General features: G+C 48.9%; 22 protein-coding genes, 3 tRNA genes and 1 pseudogene. 16 read left to right on the top strand and 10 right to left on the bottom strand.

Annotation, left to right across the window (positions count from 1 at the left end):
• The first annotated feature begins 29 nt into the window (after positions 1 to 29).
• Positions 30 to 2,450, top strand: a complete 2,421-nt coding sequence (locus H6G00_RS25265) for a cistern family PEP-CTERM protein (protein ID WP_190798842.1) — start codon at positions 30 to 32, stop codon at positions 2,448 to 2,450.
• Positions 2,451 to 2,709: 259 nt separating this feature from the next.
• Complete coding sequence (locus tag H6G00_RS25260) at positions 2,710 to 3,888, top strand: IscS subfamily cysteine desulfurase (protein ID WP_190798891.1); 1,179 nt, start codon at positions 2,710 to 2,712, stop codon at positions 3,886 to 3,888.
• Positions 3,889 to 3,947: 59 nt separating this feature from the next.
• Here the strand turns inward: H6G00_RS25260 and H6G00_RS25255 are convergent, their stop codons facing one another.
• Positions 3,948 to 5,627, bottom strand: a complete 1,680-nt coding sequence (locus H6G00_RS25255) for an ABC transporter permease (RefSeq protein ID WP_190798841.1) — start codon at positions 5,625 to 5,627, stop codon at positions 3,948 to 3,950.
• Between the two features lie 105 nt (positions 5,628 to 5,732).
• Positions 5,733 to 6,683 carry an ABC transporter ATP-binding protein gene (locus H6G00_RS25250; protein WP_190798840.1) on the bottom strand — a complete coding sequence of 317 codons (951 nt, stop codon included), beginning with the start codon at positions 6,681 to 6,683 and terminating at the stop codon, positions 5,733 to 5,735.
• 349 nt (positions 6,684 to 7,032) lie between these two features.
• On the opposite strand from H6G00_RS25250, the gene gatB reads away from it, so the two are divergent.
• A complete protein-coding gene (gene gatB, locus H6G00_RS25245) occupies positions 7,033 to 8,517 on the top strand; it encodes an Asp-tRNA(Asn)/Glu-tRNA(Gln) amidotransferase subunit GatB (RefSeq protein ID WP_190645104.1) in 1,485 nt (494 codons plus the stop codon).
• A 426-nt stretch (positions 8,518 to 8,943) separates the two neighbouring features.
• Positions 8,944 to 9,025: transfer RNA gene (locus tag H6G00_RS25240), tRNA-Leu, on the top strand.
• A 10-nt stretch (positions 9,026 to 9,035) separates the two neighbouring features.
• On the opposite strand, the pseudogene lipB reads toward H6G00_RS25240, so the two are convergent.
• Positions 9,036 to 9,707 (bottom strand): annotated as a pseudogene (gene lipB / locus H6G00_RS25235) (lipoyl(octanoyl) transferase LipB); the annotation flags it as partial.
• Positions 9,708 to 9,866: 159 nt separating this feature from the next.
• Here lipB and raiA point away from each other — a divergent pair.
• The gene (gene raiA, locus H6G00_RS25230) at positions 9,867 to 10,514 is read left to right on the top strand and encodes a ribosome-associated translation inhibitor RaiA (RefSeq protein WP_190645105.1); all 648 of its coding nucleotides are present in this window, start codon (positions 9,867 to 9,869) and stop codon (positions 10,512 to 10,514) included.
• Positions 10,515 to 10,752: 238 nt separating this feature from the next.
• On the opposite strand, the gene H6G00_RS25225 is transcribed toward raiA, so the two are convergent.
• Positions 10,753 to 11,679: an NAD(P)-dependent oxidoreductase gene (locus H6G00_RS25225; RefSeq protein ID WP_190798839.1), complete on the bottom strand. Its 927-nt coding sequence runs from the start codon at positions 11,677 to 11,679 to the stop codon at positions 10,753 to 10,755.
• Entirely contained in the window at positions 11,680 to 13,536 is a 1,857-nt protein-coding gene (locus H6G00_RS25220) for a M48 family metallopeptidase (protein ID WP_199318699.1), read from the bottom strand. It lies immediately after the preceding gene.
• Positions 13,537 to 13,692: 156 nt separating this feature from the next.
• Between H6G00_RS25220 and H6G00_RS25215 the strand changes: the two genes are divergently transcribed.
• Positions 13,693 to 14,184 carry an NINE protein gene (locus H6G00_RS25215; protein WP_190798838.1) on the top strand — a complete coding sequence of 164 codons (492 nt, stop codon included), beginning with the start codon at positions 13,693 to 13,695 and terminating at the stop codon, positions 14,182 to 14,184.
• 96 nt (positions 14,185 to 14,280) lie between these two features.
• Here the strand turns inward: H6G00_RS25215 and H6G00_RS25210 are convergent, their stop codons facing one another.
• Positions 14,281 to 15,123 (bottom strand): DUF2996 domain-containing protein, encoded by an 843-nt coding sequence (locus H6G00_RS25210; protein WP_190798837.1) that lies wholly within the window; start codon positions 15,121 to 15,123, stop codon positions 14,281 to 14,283.
• 235 nt (positions 15,124 to 15,358) lie between these two features.
• On the opposite strand from H6G00_RS25210, the gene H6G00_RS25205 reads away from it, so the two are divergent.
• Both H6G00_RS25205 and H6G00_RS25200 read left to right on the top strand, forming a co-directional pair.
• Positions 15,359 to 15,443, top strand: a tRNA-Ser gene (locus tag H6G00_RS25205).
• Positions 15,444 to 15,673: 230 nt separating this feature from the next.
• The gene (locus H6G00_RS25200; RefSeq protein WP_190645110.1) at positions 15,674 to 16,546 is read left to right on the top strand and encodes a phosphatidate cytidylyltransferase; all 873 of its coding nucleotides are present in this window, start codon (positions 15,674 to 15,676) and stop codon (positions 16,544 to 16,546) included.
• Positions 16,547 to 16,582: 36 nt separating this feature from the next.
• Here H6G00_RS25200 and H6G00_RS25195 read toward each other — a convergent pair whose 3' ends face one another.
• Positions 16,583 to 17,293 carry a DUF2993 domain-containing protein gene (locus tag H6G00_RS25195; protein ID WP_199318698.1) on the bottom strand — a complete coding sequence of 237 codons (711 nt, stop codon included), beginning with the start codon at positions 17,291 to 17,293 and terminating at the stop codon, positions 16,583 to 16,585.
• A 501-nt stretch (positions 17,294 to 17,794) separates the two neighbouring features.
• Here H6G00_RS25195 and H6G00_RS25190 point away from each other — a divergent pair.
• The 3 genes from H6G00_RS25190 to H6G00_RS25180 all read left to right on the top strand — a co-directional run bounded on the left by H6G00_RS25190 (position 17,795) and on the right by H6G00_RS25180 (position 20,578).
• Entirely contained in the window at positions 17,795 to 19,042 is a 1,248-nt protein-coding gene (locus tag H6G00_RS25190; protein WP_190798835.1) for a DUF4912 domain-containing protein, read from the top strand.
• 269 nt (positions 19,043 to 19,311) lie between these two features.
• Positions 19,312 to 19,875 carry a hypothetical protein gene (locus H6G00_RS25185; protein ID WP_190798834.1) on the top strand — a complete coding sequence of 188 codons (564 nt, stop codon included), beginning with the start codon at positions 19,312 to 19,314 and terminating at the stop codon, positions 19,873 to 19,875.
• Positions 19,876 to 20,170: 295 nt separating this feature from the next.
• Positions 20,171 to 20,578 carry a response regulator gene (locus H6G00_RS25180; RefSeq protein WP_190645114.1) on the top strand — a complete coding sequence of 136 codons (408 nt, stop codon included), beginning with the start codon at positions 20,171 to 20,173 and terminating at the stop codon, positions 20,576 to 20,578.
• Here the strand turns inward: H6G00_RS25180 and H6G00_RS25175 are convergent.
• The 3 genes from H6G00_RS25175 to H6G00_RS25165 form a co-directional block, all read right to left on the bottom strand.
• Positions 20,535 to 20,735 (bottom strand): hypothetical protein, encoded by a 201-nt coding sequence (locus tag H6G00_RS25175; RefSeq protein WP_190798833.1) that lies wholly within the window; start codon positions 20,733 to 20,735, stop codon positions 20,535 to 20,537. The two genes, H6G00_RS25180 and H6G00_RS25175, sit on opposite strands and share 44 nt — an antisense overlap.
• Positions 20,736 to 21,013: 278 nt before the next feature.
• Complete coding sequence (locus H6G00_RS25170; protein ID WP_190798832.1) at positions 21,014 to 21,829, bottom strand: TlyA family RNA methyltransferase; 816 nt, start codon at positions 21,827 to 21,829, stop codon at positions 21,014 to 21,016.
• Between the two features lie 59 nt (positions 21,830 to 21,888).
• Positions 21,889 to 21,962, bottom strand: a tRNA-Arg gene (locus tag H6G00_RS25165).
• Positions 21,963 to 22,163: 201 nt separating this feature from the next.
• Here H6G00_RS25165 and H6G00_RS36285 point away from each other — a divergent pair.
• The 5 genes from H6G00_RS36285 (at position 22,164) to H6G00_RS25145 (ending at position 25,390) form a co-directional block, all read left to right on the top strand.
• A complete protein-coding gene (locus H6G00_RS36285; RefSeq protein WP_277881968.1) occupies positions 22,164 to 22,286 on the top strand; it encodes a hypothetical protein in 123 nt (40 codons plus the stop codon).
• A 53-nt stretch (positions 22,287 to 22,339) separates the two neighbouring features.
• Positions 22,340 to 23,008 (top strand): Npun_F0813 family protein, encoded by a 669-nt coding sequence (locus H6G00_RS25160; RefSeq protein WP_190645116.1) that lies wholly within the window; start codon positions 22,340 to 22,342, stop codon positions 23,006 to 23,008.
• A 134-nt stretch (positions 23,009 to 23,142) separates the two neighbouring features.
• Positions 23,143 to 23,640, top strand: coding sequence for a DUF393 domain-containing protein (locus H6G00_RS25155; RefSeq protein ID WP_190798831.1), 498 nt, complete (start codon positions 23,143 to 23,145; stop codon positions 23,638 to 23,640).
• 152 nt (positions 23,641 to 23,792) lie between these two features.
• Positions 23,793 to 25,169: a glycoside hydrolase 100 family protein gene (locus H6G00_RS25150; RefSeq protein WP_190798830.1), complete on the top strand. Its 1,377-nt coding sequence runs from the start codon at positions 23,793 to 23,795 to the stop codon at positions 25,167 to 25,169.
• Positions 25,170 to 25,201: 32 nt separating this feature from the next.
• A complete protein-coding gene (locus H6G00_RS25145; protein ID WP_190645119.1) occupies positions 25,202 to 25,390 on the top strand; it encodes a CPXCG motif-containing cysteine-rich protein in 189 nt (62 codons plus the stop codon).
• The last annotated feature ends 178 nt before the right edge of the window (positions 25,391 to 25,568 follow it).

Below are 25,568 nucleotides of genomic sequence, written 5' to 3'. Positions count from 1 at the left end.
CAAACATTACCTGTTTACGAGGTGTGAGCGTGGCGAAAAAGCGAATTTTGGCTGTCAGTGCGATTAGTAAGGTGATTTTGGTGCTCTCAGGGCTTACTGCTCTGGCTCTCTTGCCAACACCTGCCCTTGCTTTTGATTTTGAAACTCAGTCTGGCGAAACAGCAGGCAACCCATCGGGTCAATCGCTATATGAGGTCGGAATAACTGCAACGGATGTAGGTCAAAGATTTCCCGTAAGTTGGGTGCTACCTGCTAACGCAGACATTCCCCAACTTACAGCGACGGCAGTTTTTGAAGTGGTTGAGCTAACGTCCAATCGCCTGGTGCTAGACGTAAGCATTAACAACGAAACTGCCAGTTCCTTTCAGGCTGCGATTACCAGCTTTGGCTTTGGCATCACCCCCACTGCGACGGACGTTGCTTTGAGCGTGATCGAGGGTAACACCGCAACATTTGAAACCGTCGTCATCAATCAGAACCAGCAAAACTTTCCCGGTGGTTTCAAAGACATCAATGTTTGCATCTACGCAGCCAACAACTGTAGCGGTGGCTCCATCATGCAGGGGCTACAGTCGGGTAGCAGCGAAGACTCTTTCCGTTTAGAAATTGCAGGCGACTTTGGTGCAACGCCCAGCGTTTCTCTTGCCTCCTTCCCCATTAAGTTTCAAACCGAGGCAGGCAGCTTTGAGCTAGCAGGTTCATTCACAGAAGTCAGCAACGATGTTGCAATGTCGGAATCCGATGATGACAATGATGATTCGGAATCTGACAACGATGACTCAGAATCCAATGACAATGATGACGATGATTCGGAATCTGATGACAGTGACGATGGCTCAGAATCCGATGATGATGAATCTGACGACGATGACGCAGAATCTGATGGTGAGTTGCCTGATTCAGTTCGCGAATCGGTTTACCGAGCAATCTCTACTCAGTCAGGAGTAGCCATTTCTGAGCTGCGAATTGTAGAAGCTCGTCAGGAAACTTGGACGGATGGTTGTTTAGGATTGGGTGGCCCTGCAGATTCATGCCTTCAAGCACTCGTTTCCGGATGGCGGGTTGTTGTTGAATCTGACGAGCAAACCTGGGTTTACCGCACGGATGAATCCGGTTCTGTTGTCGTTCTGGATGTGGCAGCAACCGAAACCCGGACGGCTAGCGTCTACACCGAAACGAGAACTGAAACAAGAACTGAAACGAGAACCGAGGGACAAGTCACTGGAGTTTCGGGCGGCACTTCTGGCAGCGTCACAACTGAACGGACTGCGGTTAGTGTAAGTCAGACTGGTTTTTCAGAATCAGTGCGGTCTTCTGTGCTGCAGGCGATCGCCCGACAATATTCGGGTGAAGTCACGAACTTAGAGATCGTCGAAGTGCGTCGTAAAGTTTGGTCAGATGGTTGCTTAGGCTTGCCTAGCAACAACGCCTGCACCGAAGCACTTGTTCCGGGCTGGGTAGTTGTAGCACGCAGTCAACAGCAGGTCTGGGTCTACCACACCAACGAGACGGGCAGCGTTGTTCTACTGAATGAATCCGCTACCGCAATTCGCAGGGCGCAGTTGATTGCTCGTCAAGGCACACGGGTTAGCTTCCGCGATGTTGCCTCCAACTATTGGGCAAGTGAGTTTATTAGCGAACTGGCTGCTCTGGAAATCATCGAAGGTTTCCCCGATGGCACCTTCCGCCCTGACCAACCCGTCACTAAAGCTCAGTTTGCGGCAATGCTGCGTCGTGCTTTTGAGCTGCGGGACGTGCGGGATGCAGTCAACTTCAGGGATGTATCTTCATCCTATTGGGCTTACACCGCAATTCAAGAAGCTTATGAGATGGGCTTTTTGAGCTTGGATGACGATAACGAGTTTAACCCGACGCGGAGTTTGACTCGTGCGGATGTGCTGCTGGCGATCGCCAGAGGTTTACGGCTTTCCTCTAGCAGTTCTGTCGATACAACGCTGGCTTACTACACCGATGTTTCGATCATTAGTTCCTCCGAAACTCGTAGTCTGCTTGCAGCGCTGACCGAGCAAGGCATCGTGGTGAACTATCCAGAAACTCGCCAGCTCAGCCTCAGCCGTGTTGCTACCCGTTCAGAGGTTGCTGTTTTCATCTACCAAGCACTCTTCAGCACAGGCAGTGTTACCGAAATTTCATCGCCTTACGTTGTCACAACATCAGATGACGATGATGACAGTGACGACGATCTCGAAGAGCGCGATAACGACAGTGATGACGATGACGACAGCGACGATGACGACGGTGATGATGGCGGCGACGATAGCGACGACGATAGCGACGATGATGACCGCGACGACGACGATGATAACTCTGGTCGTCAGAATTGCAATCAGGGCATCGGTAATGGTGCAGAGGGTTGTGACCCTGGCAACTCACAGCCTCGCGGTGGCAGCAACGATGAAGGTGGACGCACTCCAGGCGGACGTAACTAAAGAAGTTGCAGGTTAATGACATGCCGCTATTAGAGCGAACAAACGTTTGCTTCAATAGCAGACATTCCTAACAGTGGGCATTAAATGAGGTGGAGGTGCATTGCGCCTCCACTTTTTCATTAGGCAACTGGTGTTTGTCCTATCGAATTGCGATCGGGATAGATCGTCGATCGGACGTTTCGTGAAATGCCCTGCTTGTCATCAATTGCCCTGAAATTTGTTTAGATCGGTATTAGATAACAAACCGATCGCAGGAATTATTGTGCAACGCCCCATCTACCTAGACTGTCACGCTACCACGCCGGTTGATCCACGAGTGCTAGAGGCAATGTTGCCTTACTTTACAGAGAATTTTGGTAACCCTGGTAGCACCACTCATCTGTTTGGCTGGGCAGCAGAGGCGGCGGTTAAGCAGTCACGAGAAATTTTGGCTGAGGCGATCGCCGCTACCCCCGAAGAAATCATCTTCACCAGCGGTGCAACAGAAGCCAACAACTTGGCAATCAAGGGCGTAGCAGAAGCCTATTTTTCGCAGGGGCGGCACCTCATCACTGTGCAAACTGAACACAGCGCAGTGCTAGACCCCTGTCGCTATTTGCAGTCACTTGGCTTTGAGGTAACGTTTCTGCCCGTTCAGCCAAACGGTTTGATTGATCTGAAAGAACTGGAGCAGGCTTTTCGACCAGACACCATTTTGGTGTCGGTGATGGCAGCAAACAACGAAATTGGGGTGTTGCAGCCTTTGGCAGAAATTGGGGCACTGTGCCGCAGTCGAGGCGTATTGTTTCATACCGACGCGGCTCAGGCGATCGCCAAAATTCCCCTCGACGTAGAGACAATGCAGATTGACCTGATGTCTCTGACTGCACACAAAGTCTACGGACCGAAGGGAATTGGGGCACTATATGTGCGTCGCCGTCAACCGAGAGTGCAACTGGCAGCACAACTGCACGGCGGTGGGCAAGAGCGAGGAATGCGATCGGGAACGCTGTACCCACCACAAATTGTCGGTTTTGCCAAAGCAGTAGAGTTGGCATTAGCAGAATTGGAGACAGAATCCCAACGGCAAATTCAACTGCGCGATCGCCTCTGGCAGCGCCTGAGTGAGCTTCCGGGCATTTACCTCAACGGACATTCAACCCAACGTTTACCCGGAAACCTGAACATCAGCGTCGCGGGTGTAGATGGGCAGGCGCTGCTATTGGGATTGCAGTCTACTATTGCCGTCTCTTCAGGGTCTGCTTGCTCTGCCGCCAAGATCGAACCTTCTCATGTGCTATCCGCGTTAGGACGCTCCGAGGAATTAGCCTTTGCCTCAATTCGGTTTGGCATTGGTAAATTCAATACAGAAGCAGAAATTGACCAGGCGGCTGAGGTGGCGATCGCCACCATCCAATCCCTACGCCAAACCTCAGCAAAAATATTGATTGAGCCATAAAAACTTGGGGGTCAGAGTGCAAGCCTCTAACCCCCAACCCAGTAGTTTTAGAATGTGGACTACTTGACTCCAGCCAGCAGCGGTTTCGACTCTGACGCACCTACCCGCTTCAGATTCTTGGCAAGCTGAGCATTGAGCAATACGATCGCCCCCCACTGCCCCACAATCGCCAGTAGCGGCATAAAGGCAGGCGCACCTTGAGCCAGGCAAACCCAGTGCATAGGTGAGAACAACAGTAGTGCAGTTGCCGTACCTGAACCGAACTCGGCATAGAGGATCACACCTGCAAGGAGGGGTAGTCCGATCGCCAGCGCAACTGCACTCATTGCCCACCAACCACGCCGTTGATTTTTCATCATCAGAGTCAGTTGGGCGATCGATGCATAGATAGCAATCAGGTTCAGGCTGATGACCAACCCAATCACAACCGTCCATTTCTCCACGCCCTCTGGGTGGAAGATGATCCAGGGCAGCAGAATTGCCGCCGTGATCAGCATGTTGATGGCGATCGCCACCACAGCCGGACTCTTTTCACCCCAGATCAGGTCTTGCCACATCGACGAACGTTGCCGAGTGGAACCCGTCGTGGTTTGTGCTGACCCGATTCGTAGGCTGCTTCGCTCAAAGTGACGATAGCGTGCCCAATCTAGCAATGTTTGACGGTGAGCTGACAGCATGGCAATCAACACCAAAAACAGCACCAGATTGGCACTAGAAACTACGGCAACCTGAGCAATGAAAAACCCAGAATCATCGTAAGCATATTGCCCCCAATCGCGTATAAAGAATCCCAGCATCAACACCTGAAAGCTGATCATCAGCCCATAGCTTTGTCGCTTGCTCAGCAAGGTTGCCCCAGGGCTATGAAAACAGCGGTCTAGCGCTTGCCAAATCCAGTAACTTCCAATGCCCAGGGCAAACAGAGTAAACCCGTGCGAAAGGATCAAACTCTGCTCCAGCGGAATGTAAAACCACTGCACTGAGCTTGTTCCCGTGCTGCCAATAACATATTGAGAAAAGCTACTCCAGACGGTTAACACATTCCAGAGAAGGTAGTTTGGGATGAATAAAAAGGCGGTCAGAAATACGCCCAGAAAAGCCGTTCCAGTCGTAATCTGAATTCCACCAATGCCGCCTTGCAGCTTACCCATAAAGCCACCCAGCAGGGCAGCGCTATACAGGAAATAACAACCTGCAAACAGCATCAGGTAATAGCTCGCCGTAAAAACGGTCGGTACATCCGCTTGCATTCCCACAAATAGATGCAGTGGCACAATTGCGCCGACTGCCAGGTAAAGCAACACCGGAACTCCTAACAGTTTGCCTGTCAGCAGGCTACGGCTCCGCTGCGGACTGAGACGAATAAAATTCAGCGTTCCGCGCCGTTCTTCCTGGTCGAGGTCATTGATTAGCAGATAGACCCCAGCCAGCATTAACACCAGGATGATGCCCCAGTTTAAGGCGATGAAGATGTCTCTCCACCACATCATCCAATCAATTAAATAGTCCCCGCCTTGTTTGAGACATCCATAGCTGGCGGGGTCATACTCAGTGCAGTATTTGCTGTAAGTCCTACTGAGATTAGGAAGCTGATTGTTGAAAAAGTTGAGTAGAAGAAACTGAGCCATCAGCGACAAGCCGATCGCAATCAAAACATTGCGGGACTTGAGCCGACCCTTAAGTTCTCGAAATAGCTGAGGATTCCAGTCGCCGATTTGGTCTAGCAGATTAAGACGCATAGGTTAAGGATGAGAGATGAAGGGTGAGGGATAGACACTTGAGCTGGTTATTAAATCGTCGTTAAGTCATGGGTGAATGCAGAAAATTCTTGTCCGTTTATGGTGTCACGATGCCTGTTGATGCCCCAGTTTGAGGAAGATAGTTTCCAAGTCTTCGCGAACACAGTGAAAGTCGTTGATCGGAATGCCTGCCCCAACGAGCGATCGCAGCAATAGCGCAGATTCCTTTGGCTCTCCCGAAAATTGCACTCTAACGGTTTGGGTTCCAGCCAAAACTTCTACATTTTCCACCTGGGGGTAGCTTCTCAAGTTTTGCCGGAGTGCATCCAGCTTGCCGAGCGTTGAAATGAGAATTTGCTGACGGCTCAGGCGACGGTAGAGTTCTTGCAGGGGCGCACTTTCTACGAGATAGCCTAACTCCATAATCCCGATTGAAGTACAAAGTTCTGCCAGGTCGCTCAGCACGTGGGACGAAATCAAAATTGTCATCCCCGCCTCTTGCAGCACTTTGATGATTTCGCGAAACTGCATCCGGGCGATCGGGTCAAGCCCCGAAACTGGCTCATCCAGCAACAGCAAAATCGGTTCGTGGATAATCGTGCGGGCCAGGCTAAGGCGCTGTTTCATGCCTCGCGACAGGGTTGCAATCAGGCTATTTCGCTTTGGCGCAAGCTGCACCAGGTTTAGCACTTCATGCAAACGACGATTGCGGTGGGGCTGCCGCAGCTTATACATTCGCGCAAAATAGTCTAGATAATCCCAAACGGTCAGGTCATCATAAAGCGGGAAGTCATCTGGCAGGTAACCAATCCGTTGCTTGATGTGAGCGTTGGTTTTATCGCGCAGGAGGCGATCGCCATTAATCAAAATCTCTCCTGTCGTTGGCTCCTCTGCCGTTGCCAACATCCGAATCAGAGTCGTTTTCCCTGCGCCATTCGGTCCGATTAGTCCATAAACTTCTCCAGCCTCAATTTCTAAATCGATGTCATTTACGGCAACCTGACGGTCAAACTGTTTGGTCAGCCCGCGAGTACGAATTGCCAGTTCCTTCGCCATAAGATCACGGAATGTAAAGGGCAGGACAAGAGGTTAATCGATAGCCTAACTGTCCCTACAAGATCTGTCGGTAAATTTTCAGAAATTGAAACTAAGTTAGGGGTTAGGGGCTAGGGGCTAGGGTTGTGGGATGGGCATCTTGCCCGTCCAAATCCAAGCAGGCAAGATGCCTGCTCCACAAGAAACTAGAGCTTCCAGGAATTTAGTTGCACATCGCATCATTTCTCCTTCCCTTTCAGTCACTTGCCTTCTCTTTCCCTAGCCCCTAGCCCCCAGCCCCTCTTTAGCCCCTCCCTCTTCCCCTTACGGGCTAAAATAGACCCAATCACTGCCTAGCTAAAAAGTAATCATGACAACTGCTGCTCCGGTTAAGACCCAATATGAAGCAGTTATTGGGTTAGAAACCCACTGTCAACTCAAAACTGACACGAAAATTTTCTGCAACTGTTCTACCGAATTTGGCACGCCTCCTAACACCAATGTTTGTCCGATTTGTATGGGAATGCCTGGGGTGCTGCCTGTGCTCAATCAAAGGGTGTTGGAATATGCCGTCAAAGCGGGTTTGGCGTTGAACTGCCAGATCGCGCCCTACAGCAAATTTGACCGAAAGCAGTACTTCTACCCTGATCTGCCCAAAAACTACCAAATTTCGCAGTATGACCTGCCGATTGCCGAACATGGTTGGTTAGAGGTTGATGTTGAAGATAAAGATGGCACTCTAGTTCGCAAGCGCATCGGCATCACGCGCCTGCACATGGAAGAAGACGCAGGCAAACTGGTGCATGGCGGCAGCGATCGCCTCTCTGGTTCTACCCATTCCCTCGTAGACTACAACCGCACGGGCGTACCGCTAGTCGAAATCGTCTCCGAGCCGGATATGCGCTCTGGGCAAGAGGCGGCTGAGTATGCTCAAGAACTGCGGCGAATTTTGCGCTACCTAGGTGTGAGCGATGGCAACATGCAGGAGGGCTCGTTGCGTTGCGACGTGAATATTTCTGTGCGTCCCGTCGGGCAGGAAGAATTTGGCACCAAGGTCGAAATCAAGAACATGAACTCGTTCAACGCGATTGAACGGGCGATCAACTACGAGATCGAGCGGCAAATCGAGGCGATCGAATCTGGCGAACGGATTTTGCAAGAAACGCGGCTGTGGGAAGAAGGCTCCCAACGCACGATCAGCATGAGGATCAAGGAAGGATCAAGCGACTACCGCTATTTTCCTGAGCCAGATTTAGGGCCAATTGAGGTGACCGCTGAGCAGTTGGAAGAATGGCGATCGCAACTTCCTGAATTGCCTGCCAAAAAACGGGAGCGCTATCAGAGCGAGTTAGGATTGTCTGCCTATGATGCGCGAGTGCTGACGGATGATCGGGCGATCGCCGAATACTTTGAAGCTGCCACTGCTGCCAAAGCTAATCCCAAGCTCGCTGCTAATTGGATCATGGGCGACATCAGCGCCTACCTGAATGAAAAGCGGCTCAGCATTAGCGAAATTCCCCTCCAGCCCGAAACCTTGGCAGAACTGGTTGAACTGATCGAAAGCAACACAATCAGCAACAAAATTGGCAAAGACATTCTGCCTGAACTGTTGGTGAATGGCGGCTCCGCTAAGAAGCTGGTAGAAAGCAAAGGGCTAACCCAAATCTCTGACACAGGTGCCCTTGAAGCAGCCATTGATGCTGTGATCGCTGCCAATCCCGACGAACTGGCTAAATATCGGGGTGGTAAGACTAAGCTGCTGGGCTTCTTTGTCGGTCAGGTGATGAAACAAACGGGTGGAAGAGCTGATCCAAAGCTGACCAACCAGCTTCTCACCCAGAAATTAAACGGTTAGATTGTTCAAACTCAAGTAAACTCAAGATTTAGTGAAATTCCAGGGAAACTACCACCATCCCTGGAATTTTTTGGGCAAAATCTAAAATGAGGGGTCAAACCCCTCACCCCATGCAGCGGTTTTTCTGATCTTTACAAAACTTTTCCTGAAAAACTCGTTTTAGGGGGTGACACCCCCCACCCCTCTAGTGTCATAATACGCTAAGTAGATGCACCCTGATGGTAGGGAGAGTCGTTTTAACGGCTCTCCCTTTTTTAATGGCTTCTCAAAGTAATTCTGCGCTCCCCGTCTTCCTAATCTAAATACTGCCCAGAATTCCAATCTGAGCATGGAAGTAAAGAAGTAAAACTGTTGCCATACCCAAATTCACCTTTTAGGTTCAGCAACGTTGGCTTTCTTTTGCTAAGATATCTAAGCTAGATTCATGCGGATGTGGCGGAATTGGTAGACGCGCTAGATTTAGGTTCTAGTTTCGCAAGAAGTGAAGGTTCAAGTCCTTTCATCCGCATTTCCTGAAACTGAACGTTGAATACCTCTGCAAAGGAGGCAGCAACCTGCTGGTGAACCTGATCGAGGTCAACAGTAGGAAGAAACTGTGCCAAGCTGCCAACGGGTCTATCGGCAATACCGCAGGGGACAATTTGATTAAACCCTTGCAAGTTTGGACACACATTCAGCGCGAAGCCGTGCATTGTAATCCAACGGCTAACTTTAATGCCGATCGCCCCAACCTTACGTCCTTCCAACCATACTCCGGTTAACCCTGGCACTCGTTCACCCTGTAGACCGTAGGCTGCAAGTACTCGGAGCAACACTTCCTCTAGCTGGCGTAGATACCAGTGCAAGTCTTGCTTGTAGTAGCACAAGTTCAAAACTGGATAGCCAACGATTTGACCGGGGCAATGGTAAGTCACTTCACCACCACGCTCGACCCGACAAACTTCTACCTCTGATGTGTCTGGGTCAAACTTCAAAAAATTTAGAGTAGCGCCTTGACCCAATGTGTAGACAGGCGGATGCTCTAGCAGTAGCAGTACGTCATCTAGGTCAGGTTGGTTACGTCGCTCTGCTACAAGCGATCGCTGCCATGACAAAGCTGTTGAGTAGGGTACAAGTCCCGGTTTGTAGAGCAAACACCGACGGGAACGGGTATCAGTTAATGAAGCGATCGCAAGTGTACCCAAGTCCATTTTTGAAATCAAGGGTGAATTGACACAAATTCAACTAAAAATAACGCTAATTCAATCAAGAATTATCAACGGATGCAAAACATTTTAAACGACACTGTTCTCCAGAATACAAAGTGCTAGGGTGAAAACATAACCTAAACACTTAGGGGAGGCGACTCCATGAAGCTTGTTATCCAGGGCAAAAACATCGAAATCACCGATTCGATTCATGAGTATGTACATCAGAAGATTGAAAAGGCAGTCAATCATTTTCAAAGTTTAACCACTGAAGTTGATGTGCATCTATCGGTAGCCCGCAACCCTCGGATAAACCCTAAACAAACCGCTGAAGTCACGATTTACGCAAACGGTACAGTCGTTCGAGCCGAAGAAAGCAGCGAAAACCTTTACGCGAGCATTGATCTGGTTGCAAACAAAATTGCTCGGCAACTGCGGAAATACAAGGAGAAACGGCAAGCAAAAGTTCACGCTCCCGTGAAGACAGCAGACGTAGTGAGCGAGCAACCTGTTGAAGCTGATCTAATTAAAGATCGCACTCCTGAGCTTCCAGGTGAAGTGGTTCGCACCAAATACTTTGCAATGCCTCCAATGACGCTTGATGAAGCATTGGAGCAATTAGAACTGGTAGACCATGATTTTTACATGTTCCGCAACCTAGAAACAGGTGAAATTAATGTGATCTATGAGCGGAATCATGGAGGATATGGAGTGATTCAACCGCGAAATAACAACGGTCATGTAAACGGCAAGTTTGCTCAGATCGCTCACGAAAAAAGGATTGAAACAGCAAATCACGCCCAGTCGTAGAGTATTGAAGTAAGGTTAAGACGTGTAATACCTCATAGGGGCGTGGCATTCGGCAGCTATATTTTTGGTTTTCAACCCAATCTTTGCCCGAATGTTACGCCCCCTCTCAGAATTTGCATCATCTCCGTCATTGCGTAGGTTGGGTGGAGCGAATGCGGAACCCAACACAATTTAGGCAAGCACAGTTGTTGGGTTCCGCCATGCCTCACCCAACCTACAAATTTAGAGTTAGGTGATATTAATTCACCACATTAATCGGCTTGCCTTCGATGCAAGCCTGAATATTTGCGATTAATTCTGCTCCCAATCTTGCTGCCATTTCTTCACTGTTGTAAGCAATGTGAGGCGTGGCAACAACATTACCGAGTCTGATGAGCTCTAGCATTTCTCTAGTTGGCAGTCCTGAAACTGGCTCATCTTCAAACACGTCAAGCGCAGCTCCAGCGATGCGCTTTTGATTCAAGATTTTAATTAATGCTTGCTGATCGACGATCGCCCCTCTAGCGGTGTTAATCAAATAGGCTGAGGGCTTTAACAGATTTAGCCGCCTTTCGTCAATCAAATGTCTGGACTGTTCCGTTAACGGTAAATGCAGGCTGAGAATGTCAGAGGTTGCAATTAGCTGGTCGAGATCGGCGGGAGAAGTTTTGGAGGTGGCGTGCTCAACTTCCATGCCGAGGGCGATCGCCAGCTTTTCCACTTCTCGACCGCTGTTCCCATAGCCGATCAGCCCTAGTTTTTTGCCCCGCAACTCTACCCCGCGAAATCGCTGCTGATCCCAGCTTCCCTCTCGCAAAAATAAATTTGCTTCCAGGATTCTACGCGTCACGCTGAAGGTTAAGCCAATCGTATATTCTGCGACTGCTAGAGCATTGTGAGTTGGACAGTTGATGACTTTAATATTTGCTGCGCTTGCGGCTTGAAGATCAATCTGGTCATAGCCAACTGCTAAAACCACGATGTACTTTAAGTTGGGATTGCTCTTGATGATGTTTTCGGTGATGTCAATCCAACTCAGGGCAATCAATTCTGCACCGTCGATTCTTTGAATCACCTCTTCTTCGGTTGCAGGCATCTCTTCGTAGAAGGTGACTTCTCCTAAGCTTTTCAGTCTAGTTTTGTCGGTTTCTAATAAATCAGAAGGGTCGGGCAAGACAAATTTCATTTATTTAGCCTCATCGGGTGCTAGGAGCAGTTGTTCAACCCGTCGCTGCATTGCCTGATGCCGCTCCACGCCCTCATAGGTGTAGCGGTTGTAGCCGTTGAGTTCAATCTGCGTTTCGATATTTTCAATTCGTTCGTCGGCATCAGGGTGAGACGAGAGCCAGACAAACGGCAGGCTTTCTTCTTCTGCTTCTTCCAGCGTGATCATCAGGTTGCGTAATCCGTCAGCCGCATAGCCCGAAGTCGCCAGGACGCGAGTGCCAAGGGCATCGGCTTGACGCTCCATGTCGCGGCTGTAGCTCAGTACTGCCAGGTTTGCGGCATAGCCGCCATAGGGAATGAATTGCAGCAGATTGGCGGTCAAGTTACCGCTGGTGACAAGCTGAAAGCCGTGTGAAAGAACGGCGTGAGACAGTTCATGAGCCAGCAAACCAGCTAGTTCTGCTTCAGAATTGGCTTCTAAAATGGCTCCAGCATTGACGAAAATTTTGCCACCAGGAAGCGCAAAAGCGTTTAGCGTTTCGTCTTGAACGACGTAAAATTCATACTCAAAGTCATCTCGACCGCTAACCTCTGCTAGCCGTTGTCCCAGTTCATTCACGTAAGCAACGATGGCTTCATCTTCAACTAGCTCTAGCTGACGTGTAGCTTGATTAGCGATGCTTTCACCTACCGCAGACTCGCCGCGCAGCATCAAGACGGTTGTTTCAATTGCCGACAAAGGACCAAATAGATTGCCGGTGAGAACGAAGCTGGCTGCCCCCGTGACGAAGTTGGCGATCGCATTTCCCCTCAGCCGACTCCGTGTTCGATCTTGAAACTCTTCTAAATGCTGATCGGCTAATGTCTGAAACTCAGCCACGTCTGGACGATTGGGATTTAGCAGCGCAAATTGTCGGGCAGCGATCGACGCTTCCAGCCAGCGCTCATTTGCTGCTAGCGCTTCAACTCGTGCTTGAATCAACTCTGGCTCATCTGGATAAAGCGTTGTTGCCCGTTCCAGGACTGCTAGAGACTCTTCGTGCTTGTCTTGCTCAGCTAAAACTTCGGCATGGAGCAGATGACCGGGAATAAACTCGGGGTATTCCTCCACCAAAAGCTCTAGGGGAACCATCAATCGGGTGTATAGCTCTGCTTCTCGTCCGGCGTTAGCTTCCCGCCAATAGACCTGACCCGCAGGAGACAACAGCGCCGGATCAGAAATTGCAGCGGGGCGATCGCGCACTGCCTCGGCGACAAACGGCTCTTTTGCTTTGCGATAAAGAAATTCTGCCTGTTCATACTGCCCTTGCAGATAGAGTCGATCGGCTTCGATCAAAAGCTGTTGCCGACCTTCGTTAGCCAGAGTCGTTGCAGGTTCTGCTCCGGTGGGTGAATTTGGAGCATCAGTAGGCGAATCAGGGGCGATCGCATCCTCGTCTTCACCTGTAGATGAAGGAGCTTCACCATTCTCTAAATCGGGCTTTGGCTCAGCCTCGACAGATTCAGCTTCCTCTAGCTCCGGCTCCTCTAGTTCAGGGTTTTCTACCTCTAAGTCGGGTGCTACGGCATCTTCGTTAGCTGGAATCTCAGGATTGCTTGCTGGAGATAGGCGATCGCTTATTCCCGACTCGCGATCACTGCTTACAGGTTGTTTTACAGGTTGTTCAACCGGATGAGCTTCTACGACTTGAGCCTCGGTTGAAGGTAGCGCAGATTCGGCGATCGGTTCTAACTCAATGGGGTCGATGAGTTGCGTAACGGTCGCGTCGGCAGATTGGTGCTCAACCAGAAGCTTCTCAGGAAGGGCTGCCTGCATCGTAGGACACAGCAGGGCTGCGCCACTACAGGCAATTAGAAAACTCCAGATTGGTTTCATCGCTCTCCAGTCCAGGTAGAATTTCCGGTAATTTCGCAAAGAATTTAGGACAGCTATATTCAGTTTGTAACTCTAAAGCAAGGAATTGGGCACAAAATATTGGGTTGTTTCTATCATTAAAACTGAAGGAACTGATAACCTATCTGGGCTGAAAGCATGAATGACAAGGGCACCAGTTATATGCTGTGGCTGATCTGGCTATTTGGACTAGCAGGAATCCATCGGCTCTATAACAAAAAGATCTTCACAGGCGTTCTGTGGATGTGTACGTGGGGCTTGTTTGGTGTGGGGCAACTCGTGGATCTTTTTCTGATTCCCAATATGGTTGACGAGCACAACACCAAAGCCAGAATCAAGTTGGGCTTGTCGCCAATGGGGGTGCCTTACCAGCCAACAATTGAGACGTTGGTTCAATCGGCACCTGATTCTAAACCTTTGCTGTTGACCCAAGATCAGCTAATGCTCAAATTGCTGAAAGCGGCTGAGGCAAGAGGGGGCAAACTGTCGGTGACCCAAGCTGTACTAGATACTGAATGCAACTTTACCGACGTGGAGAACACGCTGCGGGCAATGGCGAAAACCGGCTATGTGGCGATCGAAAACGACCCTACAACGGGAGTTGTGCTTTACGACTTTGTTGAACTTTAGATGGGTACATGGGGCGATCGCCACTCCAACAAATAAAGACCCCAATTCATTGAAAATTGGGGTCTTTACTTAATCCACCGGATCTAGTCCTAAGATTTAGTTTCCGACTAGCCACTTCTGAGCGTTGAGTCGCTGCACTGTGTATAGCACCAACAAGTCTAAATTAACTCTTCGCTCGTCAATCATAAAGGATTCTAGCGTACTGGCCTTGCCGCCATTATCGGAATAGGTAAACACCTTAGAAGCCTGAATATCTTCCTTCAAAAAGCCAACATTGAACTGGCGCTTGCCACTCTGTAAGCGTCCAATCACCTGCCAGCACTCAGGATTTTCATCTAGCCCAGGAACGGGTATCTTCTGTTTCTCAAACTTCAGGTCTAGGTCTTGAACCCCTTGCTTGGTCAGATTCTCTTTTAGGGTCGGCAAAAAGTGCTGATTAATAAACTCAGCAAAAGGTTTGTCTTCTAAGGCAGGCGGCTTTTCTTTCTTTGCCTTAGCAGCAGGTTTGGCGTCCCCATCTCCGTCTGCGGCTTTTTCTTTAGCTGCCTTTGCTGCTGCTGCTTTGGCTTTTCTCTCTTCGGGTGAGGGTTTGTCCCCAGCCGCTTTAGCAGCAGGTTCACCGGCAGGTGCTTTCTCTTTCGCATCCTCTGGGGTCGGCTTGCGCTCTGGCCCAGTTGGGTCGTCGTCGGGCTTGTTTGCAGAAGGAAGCGAAGTTGCCTCTGGCTCATCTGAGCTGGGTGCGTTGTCTTCTGCCACTTCAGGAGTATGAGCATTGCCCGCAGCAGGGTTTGCAACTTCTTCTCGCTGAGCCGTTTCAGACACCGCTGGCTTTTCGGCTGCGTCGGTCAAAGCTGCTTCAGACTTCCCATCGGCGGGAAGTTCAGTGGTTTTTGCTTCGGAATTGTTTTCTCCAGCGTTTGATTTAGCTTCTTCTGCCATTGTGAAGTGAGTCCTTACGTGAATCTCGACGGCTTAGCTTCTGAATGCCCTTATGCTGTCATCCGTTCTCATCTTAATGAATAGTGGCTTTGATGCTCAACTTGCTGCAGGTGGAAATTCTGATAACAGCTATAGCGATCGCCATATTTGCCAAAACTACAGAATCGATTGTGATGAGAATACGATAGACCGGATAATATAGTTAAGGCTTGGACAACAAAATAACCATGCACCTGGAGAGGTGGCAGAGCGGTTGAATGCGGCAGACTCGAAATCTGTTTAAGGGAAACCTTACGGGGGTTCGAATCCCCCCCTCTCCGTTTAAGAGTTAGAAGTGAGAAATCGGTTAAGGATTGCCAAAAGCAGTTTAATCTAGGCTTAATAAGAAGGAATAATTCGCCTTGTAGAACTTGGATTCAGATGTAAGTTACAACACAAATCCGAGTTTTCTCAGGCTTAACTTGAATCTGTTTTGAATTTCTCTTCATCATGGTTGTTAGGTTAAGTCTTATCAGGCTAGGACTTAAACTGTCTTAATTAGAAAACCCTTATGCCGCTGTCTCGTGTCCTCAGTGCTATTGTTGCGATCGCCCTCGCTCTGGGGATGATTGTTTTGGGTGGATGGTACTTTACCCTCGGTTTTGGCATCATCATTTACCTGGGGCAGCTGGAATATTTTCAACTCGTCCGGGCTAAGGGGATCGCTCCAGCCGCAAAGACGACTTTGGCAGTCAGTCAGGCACTCTTGATTATTTCGACGTTCTATCCCACAACGCTGGCTGATGCGGTTTTGCCTGTTGCTGGAACTTTCATTTGTTTCTATCTACTGTTTCAGCCCAAGTTTGCCACGATCGCCGATATCTCTGCTTCAATTTTGGGATTGTTCTATGGCGGCTATTTGCCTAGCTACTGGGTTAGGTTGCGATCGCTAGGTAACGCTGAAGTCAGCAATTTACCTCTAGGTGGCTACTTCCCCACCTCACTCGAAAGCCTAAACGATCTTCCCATTGGGCTAACCACGACCCTGCTGGCCTTTGGCTGCATCTGGGCAGCAGACATCGGAGCGTATGTATTCGGCAAGCTGTTTGGAAAAACTCGGCTTTCCGACATCAGCCCTAAAAAGACAGTTGAAGGAGCCGTGTTTGGGGTGGCGGGCAGTGTTGGTGTCGCGGTTGTAGGAGCATGGTATTTGGGTTGGACGGGATGGCCGCTCTCGGGCATGGCGCTCGGCTTACTGATTGGTATTGCCAGTTTGTTGGGCGACTTAACCGAATCGATGATGAAGCGAGATGCCGGTGTGAAAGACTCGGGTCAGTTGATCCCCGGTCATGGTGGCATTCTTGATCGAGCAGACAGCTACGTTTTTACGGCTCCATTGGTCTATTATTTCGTGACTTTGCTGCTGCCTCTGTTGCCCAATTGAATGAATTGTGAATGAATTGTGGGGTTAGATATCTCGCTAAGGAATAACGTTGATTTTGCCCTGACAAAAAATTTGTCCCGGCTCTAAAGTCAGAGTTTCAATATCCACTTCTGATCCCAGGTCAATTAGGAAGCCATGCAGATCGTTTAAGGGTAATCCTCGCTTTGCCTGCAAGTGAGGCAGCCATTGAGGATGAGTAAGCTGTAACTCGTGTTCGCTGACTTGCTCCAATCCGGTACGAATTACCAGAAGCGTTGTTTCACCGCTAACAGAAATTAAGTCTGCGCTTAACGTTAGCTGGTTTGCGCCAATTAAAATACTGAGATTTTGCAGATTCAGGGATTGCTCTTCGCCGCCCTCCGCTAAACCGGACGCATCACTCGATCGCAGCAAATTCACCAAAAATTCGGTTACTGCATTTGCCAGGAGTGGAGCTTTCAAGGAGTCGTTTAGCTCTGCTTCTCGCATCAACAGTTCCCCCCAAACGGGCACAACTTCCAGAAGCCGTAGCGGTTTTCCTTTGATGACTTGACCCAAATTGACTCGGATGCCTGTTCCCGTCAAATCAATGCAGCTAAGGTGCAACCCTTGATAAATTACGCCCTGAGCCGAAATTGAGACTTGAGGAATGTGCCCGGTGAGCAGTTGGCGATCGCCCCCCTCAATTTCAACCTCTAGCTGGTCTACCTGCTCGACTTGCGATCGCAACCACAAGCGTACTGCCGGGGACAAAACGCTACTAATCATGCGATGCCTAGGTGGAACCGAGTTCTTACCTTGCTGTGCCTTCTCACTCAAAGATTCAGATGTTGATTGATGTGCTTTAGAGCAGCTTACAGCAGGGGATGGTTCTCTGCACAACTTCTGCATCAGCAGTGATCCCCTTGCTATTGGAGGAGCTTTACAGCAAAAGTCAATTTCTTATGACATTTTTTGATCCCGTCTACGATCCCCCGTTTGAGTAGATGTTATGAAATCATGACATTTTGATCCCGCGCAGGCTTATAAAACCGTGGATCAAGCCAGAATCAGGCGATCGCCCCCCCTTGATCTCCTGATTATTTTTCTGCAAGATAAACCTAACGGCTGATCCCCTGATCCCGAAGAAAATCCTGTCTTATCCTATTGAGACTTAAAGTCCTGACATCCGGTTGTCTATGAATTCATAAGGCTACGAGGTGGTTCACCGCCAGAACGGATAACTCAGGGTCAAATCAACCCGATATAGAAACTACCGGAGATCGAATCATGGCAAATGAACGCCTACCACTAGATGAAATGACGCTAAGGCAACTTCGCAAGATTGCTAGCGAATATGGCATATCTCGCTACAGTCGAATGCGTAAAGAGCAGTTGTTGACCTCAATTCAAGAAGCGCAAAAAGCTAAATATCCCCCAAGTTCACCCCGCATTTTGGAGGCACAAGAAGAAGTGGAAGCAGCAAAGTTTGACGTAGGGCAGACCGATCGCACAGGTGGTTCGCTGGCAGTCGTAGATGAAGGACTTGCTGATCTTCCAGAGGGTTATGGCGAAAGCCGGATTGTGCTGATGCCTCGTGATCCCCAGTGGGCTTACACCTATTGGGATGTGCCCAGTAGCCACAAAGAGGAGCTACGTCGGCAGGGTGGATATCGGTTGGCATTACGCTTTTATGACGTAACCGATGTCAACCTGGACTACCAGAGACCCCACAGCCTGCAGCAGTACGAGTGTGATGAACTGGCACGGGAGTGGTATTTGCCCATCCCTGTAAGCGATCGCGACTACGTTGCTGAGATTGGCTACATTGCAGGTGACGGCCGCTGGCTCATTCTGGCTCGTTCTGCACCCGTGCGAATTCCTCCCGTTTATCCCTCCGACTGGATTGACGACCAGTTCATCAGCGTATCCTGGGAAGAGGAACTGCGCGGCAAGCAATTCGTCGAGCTTGCTCCTCCCAGCAAGCAGGCAGCAACAGCAGCAGCAGCAGCAGCAGGGGTAATGACTAATGGCAACGCAATTTACGATGAGATTTTTGGTATGGCTGAGTCTGCCGAAGCTCAACGAGTTGCCGGATCGCTATTTGGCTCAATGCAGCAGGTGCCTGAGCAGGCGATTAGCTCTTACGTCTTCCCGTCGGGTGTTGGCATGTGGGCTGTTCCGACTACATCAGGGTTGAATATGTCTGGCGTGGGTATGTCCGGTGTAGGCTTCTCTGCTTCGGCTCCTCCAATTCGCCCACGCCAGTTCTGGTTGGTTGCTGATGCGGAGCTTATCGTCTACGGTGCAACGGAGCCTGATGCAACCGTTACCATTGGTGGTCGCCCCATCAAGCTCAACCCCGATGGCACTTTCCGTTTCCAAATGTCTTTCCAGGATGGGCTGATTGACTACCCAATTATGGCAGTCGCTGCTGACGGTGAGCAGACCCGCTCAGTTCACATGAAGTTTACTCGTGAGACTCCAGAGCGCAACACGAACACCAAAGCGGAAGCCGTTCAGGAATGGCTGGTATAGGTTTATTTAGCCATATATGACAACAGAGGGTGGGAGGGATTACCTCTCATCCTTTGCTTTTTGTTTGGGCTCCTGCATTCATGCTCCTGCATTCATGCTCCTGCATGAATGCTGTTTTGGAACTGTGCAACGATTCACGCAGCAGACCATTTTGACCACTATGGTTGAGGCTAATCCAGGGGAGCAGGGAGCAAGTCCTCCTTCTGGCGGTTTAACCCGTCTACCCGCGCTCTTTATAAGATGAAAGTGCAGGATAAAAATTAAGATAAATGACTTCTCAAGAAATCACCGATACTCTAAAAGCGCTATTTGGTCATGCAGTTGAAATCTCTGAACCTGAATCTTGGCAGGTACAGTTAGACAATGTCCGCCTGCTGGTTTTGCTGTCCGAGGATCAATCCTGGCTGCGATCGCTTGTCTCGATTGCCCCGGCTCAAGAAGCGCTTCCCTACCTGGAGCAATTGCTCGAAGCCAACTTTGACGAAACTCAGGAGACGCGTTACGCCCTTCACCAGAACGTACTTTGGGGAGTATTTCAACACAGTCGAGCGAGCTTAACGCCAGAAGATTTTAAGGCTGCGATCGCCCGCTTGTTGACCCTGCAACAACAAGGACTATCAGCCAGTTTTAATCGACTTGCCGAAACGCAAATTCGTCAGATTGTTCAAGCAGCCAAACTTCAAGGGCAATCCTTGGAGATGACCTTGCAAACGCTAGATCGGTTTTATCAGGAAGGCGTAATGGGAGAAATTGACCAAAGTGCAACCCAACGAGAACAAATATTAGCAGCCTGGCAATATCAATTAGAGCGACTTTGGAACGAAGAGATTTAGAAAACCAGAGCTATTAATACCGTTTCTACATGAAGATGCATATTTTGGAACGTATCCTGCATACGCGGGGCACGTTTCAAAATATGCGTCCTCAAAGAATTGGTATAAGTTCATTACGATCAGATTTGATCGCTTTAGTTTGATAAATTAAGAATGTGTTTCTCTTTTGATCGTCGGAATTGTTTAAAGTATTCGGCAATACATCAGCCTGATCACTTAATTACATCAGTCAACTTGCCCATTTATTTGTTTCACCTGTAAATTAGGGTGAAGGCATAGCACTTGAGCTCGGGTTATGGAGAAACGCATTCTTTTTATTGAAGATAACGATGATCATCGTTTCTTGACTCAAGATATGCTTGAGCATTACGGATACACCGTATTTAGCTCTCCTAATGGGGCAAACTTTCTACAATCAATTGCAAGTTTTAGACCCCACGTTATTTTGCTCGATCTCAAGCTGCCTGACAAAGATGGATTTGCGTTACTGGAAGAGTTGCTCCATTCGGGATGGAACAACGTTCCAGTAATCGTGGTTTCTGCATTCACGTTCCGCAGAGAAAAGCTGAGAGCCTTGCACTTAGGCGCACGCCGATATTTGACTAAACCAATCAATCTAAACACGTTGACCCAAGCAATTGATGCTGAAATTGCTAGCTCTAAGCCTGACCTCCATCTTGTTGCTGGCTCTCTTGGCGACTAATAAATTCATCAACTACTTCGTTCATCCTTGAGTAGTCTGCGGAAATAAGCGAAATTAATTCTTCAAACTGCGAGGTTAAATCTGTGAGAGTTTGGAGATGATTGCCCAGATCGTTTTGCGATTCTAAATAGGCTTCTCTGAATTCTTGTGGAGTCATTGCTGAATGTCTGAGTAATCCGTTACATCTATAATTCTCTGTACAATTGTTCTAAAACTAATCGGCTGAATCGCTTAACTCCCACTAACAAAATTGTGTAGAGCATGAATTGGGTTCTCTACATTTTAAAAAGTTCGTGTAAAGTTGCGATCGCCTCCTAGTCTAGCGCTACGTTTGCCCTTTTAAGAAAATACAGCATTCTGGATTTTGTGATTGCTTATTTATTACTTGCTATTGCCACATAAGATTATTCGCCATTGCTTAAGTGTCTTCTCGCCCTACTTTCTCAACTCTTGCTGAGCGATTTTAGTGACCTGCTCAATTTCTGCTAGCGTAGGTGCTACTGCTGAACTTTCCATGTGCAACCACAACAGATATTCAATATTGCCGGCTGGTCCTAACAGCGGTGACCAGGTTAACCCACGATACTGCCAACCCAAATCTTGAGCTGAATCTAGGACTTGGGCGATCGCCCCTGCCTGATCCTGCAAGTCTCGCACAACACCTTTTTTCCCAACCTTTTCTCGCCCAACCTCAAATTGAGGTTTGACCAGCAGCACGACTTCTCGTGGAGCCTGAAGCAGGTGCCACAGTGCAGGCAAAATTTTAGTTAAAGAAATAAACGAAACATCTGCAACGCCTAGATCAGGATAGGGCTGCTCGGCAATATAAAGCTCTTCGGGTTTCAGGTTTCGCAGATTGGTTCGCTCTCGCAGCACCACACGTTGATCCTGACGCAGGCTCCAAGCGACTTGTCCATAGCCGACGTCTACACCATATACCTGCTTTGCACCAGCTTGGAGCAGACAATCTGTAAAGCCTCCTGTAGAAATTCCTGCATCCAGGCAAATTCGCTCTGCAATTGGAATCTGGAAAACCTGGAGTGCCCTTGCGAGTTTTTCACCGCCTCTAGAGACAAAAGGCGATCGCTGCTTCACCTGGATCTGAGCCGCAACCTCCACTTCAGTTCCGGGTTTGTCAACAAGTTGCTGATTCACCATCACCTCCCCTGCCCGAATCAGCCGCTGGGCTTGCTGGCGGGAGTCTGCGAGATTCAGTTCCACTAAAAGAGTATCGAGTCGCTGTTTAGCCAAATTCGGAAATGGGTAAGGAAAAGTGGGGTAAAGGAATTACCCTTCACGCCCAAATCTAACGCCCCAGGCTGGACTCGAACCAGCGACCAACTGCTTAGAAGGCAGTTGCTCTATCCACCTGAGCTACTGGAGCATGTATTGAAGCGAATCAGGCTAAGAAGGCTCACTGGTGCCAAGGTGCTGCAATGGCTGCCCTGAACACATTGGGAAACCAAACTTCTCTGTACTAACCTTTTCGCGAACCAATATATAGTATCAAAACAAACGTTATATTGGTTCAGCTAATATCTCAGCTTCTAACACAGGAGTTAGTTGCAGAATAGTTCAACAACAGATGTACACTGAAAACCAACTCAAATCAGTTTTAGATGGGATAGTAAAGTTAACTGAGGCGATCGCTGTTCACGATCAGCTCAATTTAGACGGCACTTTCCATCTGGAGGGCTTGCCTGAATGAGTTTTGCGTCTACCCCGTATCCCTAGTCTTGACAGGAGTAAATTGGCAGCGTCATGTTTATCCTAAAGAGGCAGGATGTTGAAATCTCAAGCGTTCAGCATCCAAAAAGGGATCAGCAAATTCCAATCCTGCAATATCAGGGGCAAACTTTTCGTCTGATTAGCGTCTTTAACGCTTCCCAGGAAGAGGAAGCCAAAGCTTTTTGGCGAGATTTAACCGACAATCGGGGCAAAGCCTGCGTCTTATTAGAAGAACCTGAACGCTATAGCGTGTGGGGCAAAGTGCGTCTGGAGCAGCTTGGGGTTGATCCTGATGCTCAATCCGATGATGAAACTACACCGCATTTCATCCAGGCGTGTTTGTTATTGCTGCAGGCGATGTATATCGACATCGAAGATTTGCTGGGAGCCAGACAAGTCGGCTTATTTCAGAAAGAGATTACAGCAGTCTTTCAACAGGGGCGCTTCCCTCAAACTGAATCGCCTGCCGCAATTAACCAGCTATTGACAATTGACCCACTAGCATCGCTACAAATTCCCTCCTGGCAAGAACACCATCTGAACACGCTGCTGCGAGAACTGCACCGAATCGGGAAAGAGCATTTTGGTAATGCAACCTTCACAGAACGAGTCATGGATGCCTTGCAAGACATGTCAGCAAAAGATCGAACGCAATTCTTAGGTTGGTTGAAGCAGTCTCCATACGGTAAAGAGTGGCTGTAAGTCCGCGATCGCAAATTCGCGAACGATCGCTGTTATGAACAGCACTGCTTAGAGCTAAATGTTAAGTTTTGTGAGGTTAGACTATAGAAAGATACTTATCGTCCTGATTGAAACAGTCAGCCCCAAGCTTGCCTATGTCTCCGTCAAACTCCCGAAAATCAACAGTGACCACAGCACCTCCTGCATCCTCTGGTCCGACGTGGCAGATTAAGCTGCTGTATGACGGTGAGTGTCCGCTGTGCTTACGAGAAGTGAACTTTTTACAAAAGCGAGATGCGGGTCGCGGTCGGGTCGCGTTTGTTGACATTGCCGCTGATGATTATGCTCCTGAAGCTAATGGCGGTGTTGACTTTGAAACCGCAATGGGGCGCATTCACGCTGTGTTGCCCGACGGCACGGTGATCAAAAACGTTGAGGTGTTTCGTCGAGTCTACGAAATTTTGGGAATCGGCTGGATTTACGCGGTCACCAAGTTGCCTATAGTCGGTCGTTTGGTTGACTGGCTGTATGAGATTTGGGCAGACAAACGATTGGCTTTGACTGGACGAGCAGATTTAGCTACCCTTGTTGCCGATCGCCAAAAGCGGCTTGAATGCAATACTCAAGAGCGCTGTCGCCTGCCTGACAAATAGCAGGTTTGGTTTGTAGCGATTTAAACCGGGTCTGTAACGATTTGAGTGGGCGATCGCCTTACCATAAACCTATGAGCTTCTTAGTTTGTCGTATATCTGTAGAGTAGGCATTGCCTGCACTTTTTGGTGTGTAGCTTAGAGAGGACTAACGCTTGAGCGATCGTTTAATCGTAGAACAAGCCTGGGACGCGCTTGAACATTCAATTATTTATTACCAGGGTCGTCCTGTTGGCACAATCGCCGCTTGCGATCCAGACATCTCAGCGTTGAACTACGACCAGTGCTTTATTCGAGATTTTGTTTCCTCGGCGCTAGTCTTTCTAATCAAAGGAAGAACCGACATCGTTCGCAATTTCTTAGAAGAAACTCTGAAATTGCAGCCCAAAACAGGACAGCTGGACTGCTCAAAGCCCAGTCGCGGGCTAATGCCAGCCAGCTTCAAAATTGCTTCCCAAGGCAGCAAAGAATACGTAAAAGCAGACTTTGGCAACCATGCGATCGGTCGAGTTGCACCGGCAGATTCTTGTCTGTGGTGGATTGTCCTGCTCCGCGCCTACGTCATTGCCAGTCAAGACACCGACCTAGCCCATCAAGCCGATTTTCAAGAAGGAATTCGCCTCAGCTTGGAGCTTTGCCTTGTCACTCGGTTTGATATGTATCCGATGGTGCTAGTACCCGATGGTGCAGGCATGATCGATCGCCGTATGGGGCTTTACGGACATCCTCTAGATATTCAAGCGCTGTTTTATGCAGCCTTGCAAGCCAGCCTAGAGCTTTTGGTTCCTAGCCCGGAAAACCAATTTATGATTCAGGCGATCCAAAGTCGTCTGGTACCTTTGCTCAGACAAATTCGAGAAAATTATTGGCTCGACTCCGATCGCCTCAACGTTATCTACCGCTTTCAGGTAGAGGAATATGGCGAAGAAGCACTCAACCAGTTCAACATTTACTCCGACTCCATTCCGTTTTATCGGCTGGCAAACTGGCTACCGGAAGCAGGTGGCTATCTGGCAGGTAACCTGGGTCCGTCTCAACTCGACTGCCGCTTTTTCTCGTTGGGAAATCTACTAGCCGTGATCACTTCATTAGTGGATGAACAGCAATCTCACAGAATTTTGAATTTGATTGAGTTGCGTTGGAGTGATTTGGTCAGCCACATGCCGATGAAGCTCTGCTACCCAGCGTTAGAAGACACAGATTGGAAAATAGTTACGGGTGCTGATCCTAAAAATCGCCCCTGGTCCTACCACAATGGCGGAAGTTGGCCCGTGCTGCTCTGGATGCTGACGGCGGCAGCTAAAAAGATGGACAGAGGTGAGTTGGCTCACCATGCGATCGCCATTGCAGAACGTCGACTCGTGTTAGACCAATGGCCCGAATACTACGACGGACCAGATGGACGGCTAATCGGCAAAGAGGCACGAAAATATCAAACCTGGACGATTGCTGGTTACCTACTTGCCAAAGAACTAATTGCGAACCCCGATCATCTGAAACTAGTTACTTTTGATCCCGTTCTTCCCGGGTAATTGATTCTTCTGGGTAAATCAAATCATTCCTTATGCAGAATACAGCAGAGTATGGATGCGCCTACTGTGGTGAGACTAACCTCACTTTCATTGATTTAAGTGCAGGTAGCCAACAGTCCTATGTCGAAGACTGTCAGGTGTGTTGTCGCCCCAATATTCTTTATGTTCGGATCGATGAAGACACCCTAGAGATTGAAATTGACACTGAATACGAAGGCTAAACCTGTATGTCTCTAATCATGCTCGCTTTTAGCTTGTTCTCGGGATTACTGGTATTAGATGTAATAGCTTATTTACCACTAAATTTGCTAACTTTGTTTCAGCCTCCTACGTGGCTCATTTGGGGTGTTGTCTTTGTTGTTGCTGCATGGTGCATGGGTGAATCAGAGTAGTGATTTA

It is taken from the genome of Leptolyngbya sp. FACHB-541, assembly GCF_014695875.1.
Classification (GTDB): Bacteria; Cyanobacteriota; Cyanobacteriia; order Elainellales; family Elainellaceae; genus JAAUTN01.
Note: the sequence above shows the minus strand (reverse complement) of the source record. Positions and strands in the feature narration are given on the sequence as shown.

What these genes read in the sequence shown, in the direction of transcription:
- H6G00_RS25155 (WP_190798831.1), top strand. Translation starts at nt 23,143, where the DNA reads ATGTCTCCGTCAAACTCCCGAAAATCAACAGTGACCACAGCACCTCCT.
- H6G00_RS25255 (WP_190798841.1), bottom strand. Translation starts at nt 5,627, where the DNA reads ATGCGTCTTAATCTGCTAGACCAAATCGGCGACTGGAATCCTCAGCTA.
- H6G00_RS25185 (WP_190798834.1), top strand. Translation starts at nt 19,312, where the DNA reads ATGACTTCTCAAGAAATCACCGATACTCTAAAAGCGCTATTTGGTCAT.
- H6G00_RS25225 (WP_190798839.1), bottom strand. Translation starts at nt 11,679, where the DNA reads ATGAAATTTGTCTTGCCCGACCCTTCTGATTTATTAGAAACCGACAAA.
- H6G00_RS25220 (WP_199318699.1), bottom strand. Translation starts at nt 13,536, where the DNA reads ATGAAACCAATCTGGAGTTTTCTAATTGCCTGTAGTGGCGCAGCCCTG.
- raiA (WP_190645105.1), top strand. Translation starts at nt 9,867, where the DNA reads ATGAAGCTTGTTATCCAGGGCAAAAACATCGAAATCACCGATTCGATT.
- H6G00_RS36285 (WP_277881968.1), top strand. Translation starts at nt 22,164, where the DNA reads ATGTACACTGAAAACCAACTCAAATCAGTTTTAGATGGGATAGTAAAG.
- H6G00_RS25175 (WP_190798833.1), bottom strand. Translation starts at nt 20,735, where the DNA reads ATGACTCCACAAGAATTCAGAGAAGCCTATTTAGAATCGCAAAACGAT.
- H6G00_RS25145 (WP_190645119.1), top strand. Translation starts at nt 25,202, where the DNA reads ATGCAGAATACAGCAGAGTATGGATGCGCCTACTGTGGTGAGACTAAC.
- H6G00_RS25215 (WP_190798838.1), top strand. Translation starts at nt 13,693, where the DNA reads ATGAATGACAAGGGCACCAGTTATATGCTGTGGCTGATCTGGCTATTT.
- H6G00_RS25190 (WP_190798835.1), top strand. Translation starts at nt 17,795, where the DNA reads ATGGCAAATGAACGCCTACCACTAGATGAAATGACGCTAAGGCAACTT.
- H6G00_RS25210 (WP_190798837.1), bottom strand. Translation starts at nt 15,123, where the DNA reads ATGGCAGAAGAAGCTAAATCAAACGCTGGAGAAAACAATTCCGAAGCA.
- H6G00_RS25160 (WP_190645116.1), top strand. Translation starts at nt 22,340, where the DNA reads ATGTTTATCCTAAAGAGGCAGGATGTTGAAATCTCAAGCGTTCAGCAT.
- H6G00_RS25195 (WP_199318698.1), bottom strand. Translation starts at nt 17,293, where the DNA reads ATGATTAGTAGCGTTTTGTCCCCGGCAGTACGCTTGTGGTTGCGATCG.
- H6G00_RS25180 (WP_190645114.1), top strand. Translation starts at nt 20,171, where the DNA reads ATGGAGAAACGCATTCTTTTTATTGAAGATAACGATGATCATCGTTTC.
- H6G00_RS25250 (WP_190798840.1), bottom strand. Translation starts at nt 6,683, where the DNA reads ATGGCGAAGGAACTGGCAATTCGTACTCGCGGGCTGACCAAACAGTTT.
- gatB (WP_190645104.1), top strand. Translation starts at nt 7,033, where the DNA reads ATGACAACTGCTGCTCCGGTTAAGACCCAATATGAAGCAGTTATTGGG.
- H6G00_RS25200 (WP_190645110.1), top strand. Translation starts at nt 15,674, where the DNA reads ATGCCGCTGTCTCGTGTCCTCAGTGCTATTGTTGCGATCGCCCTCGCT.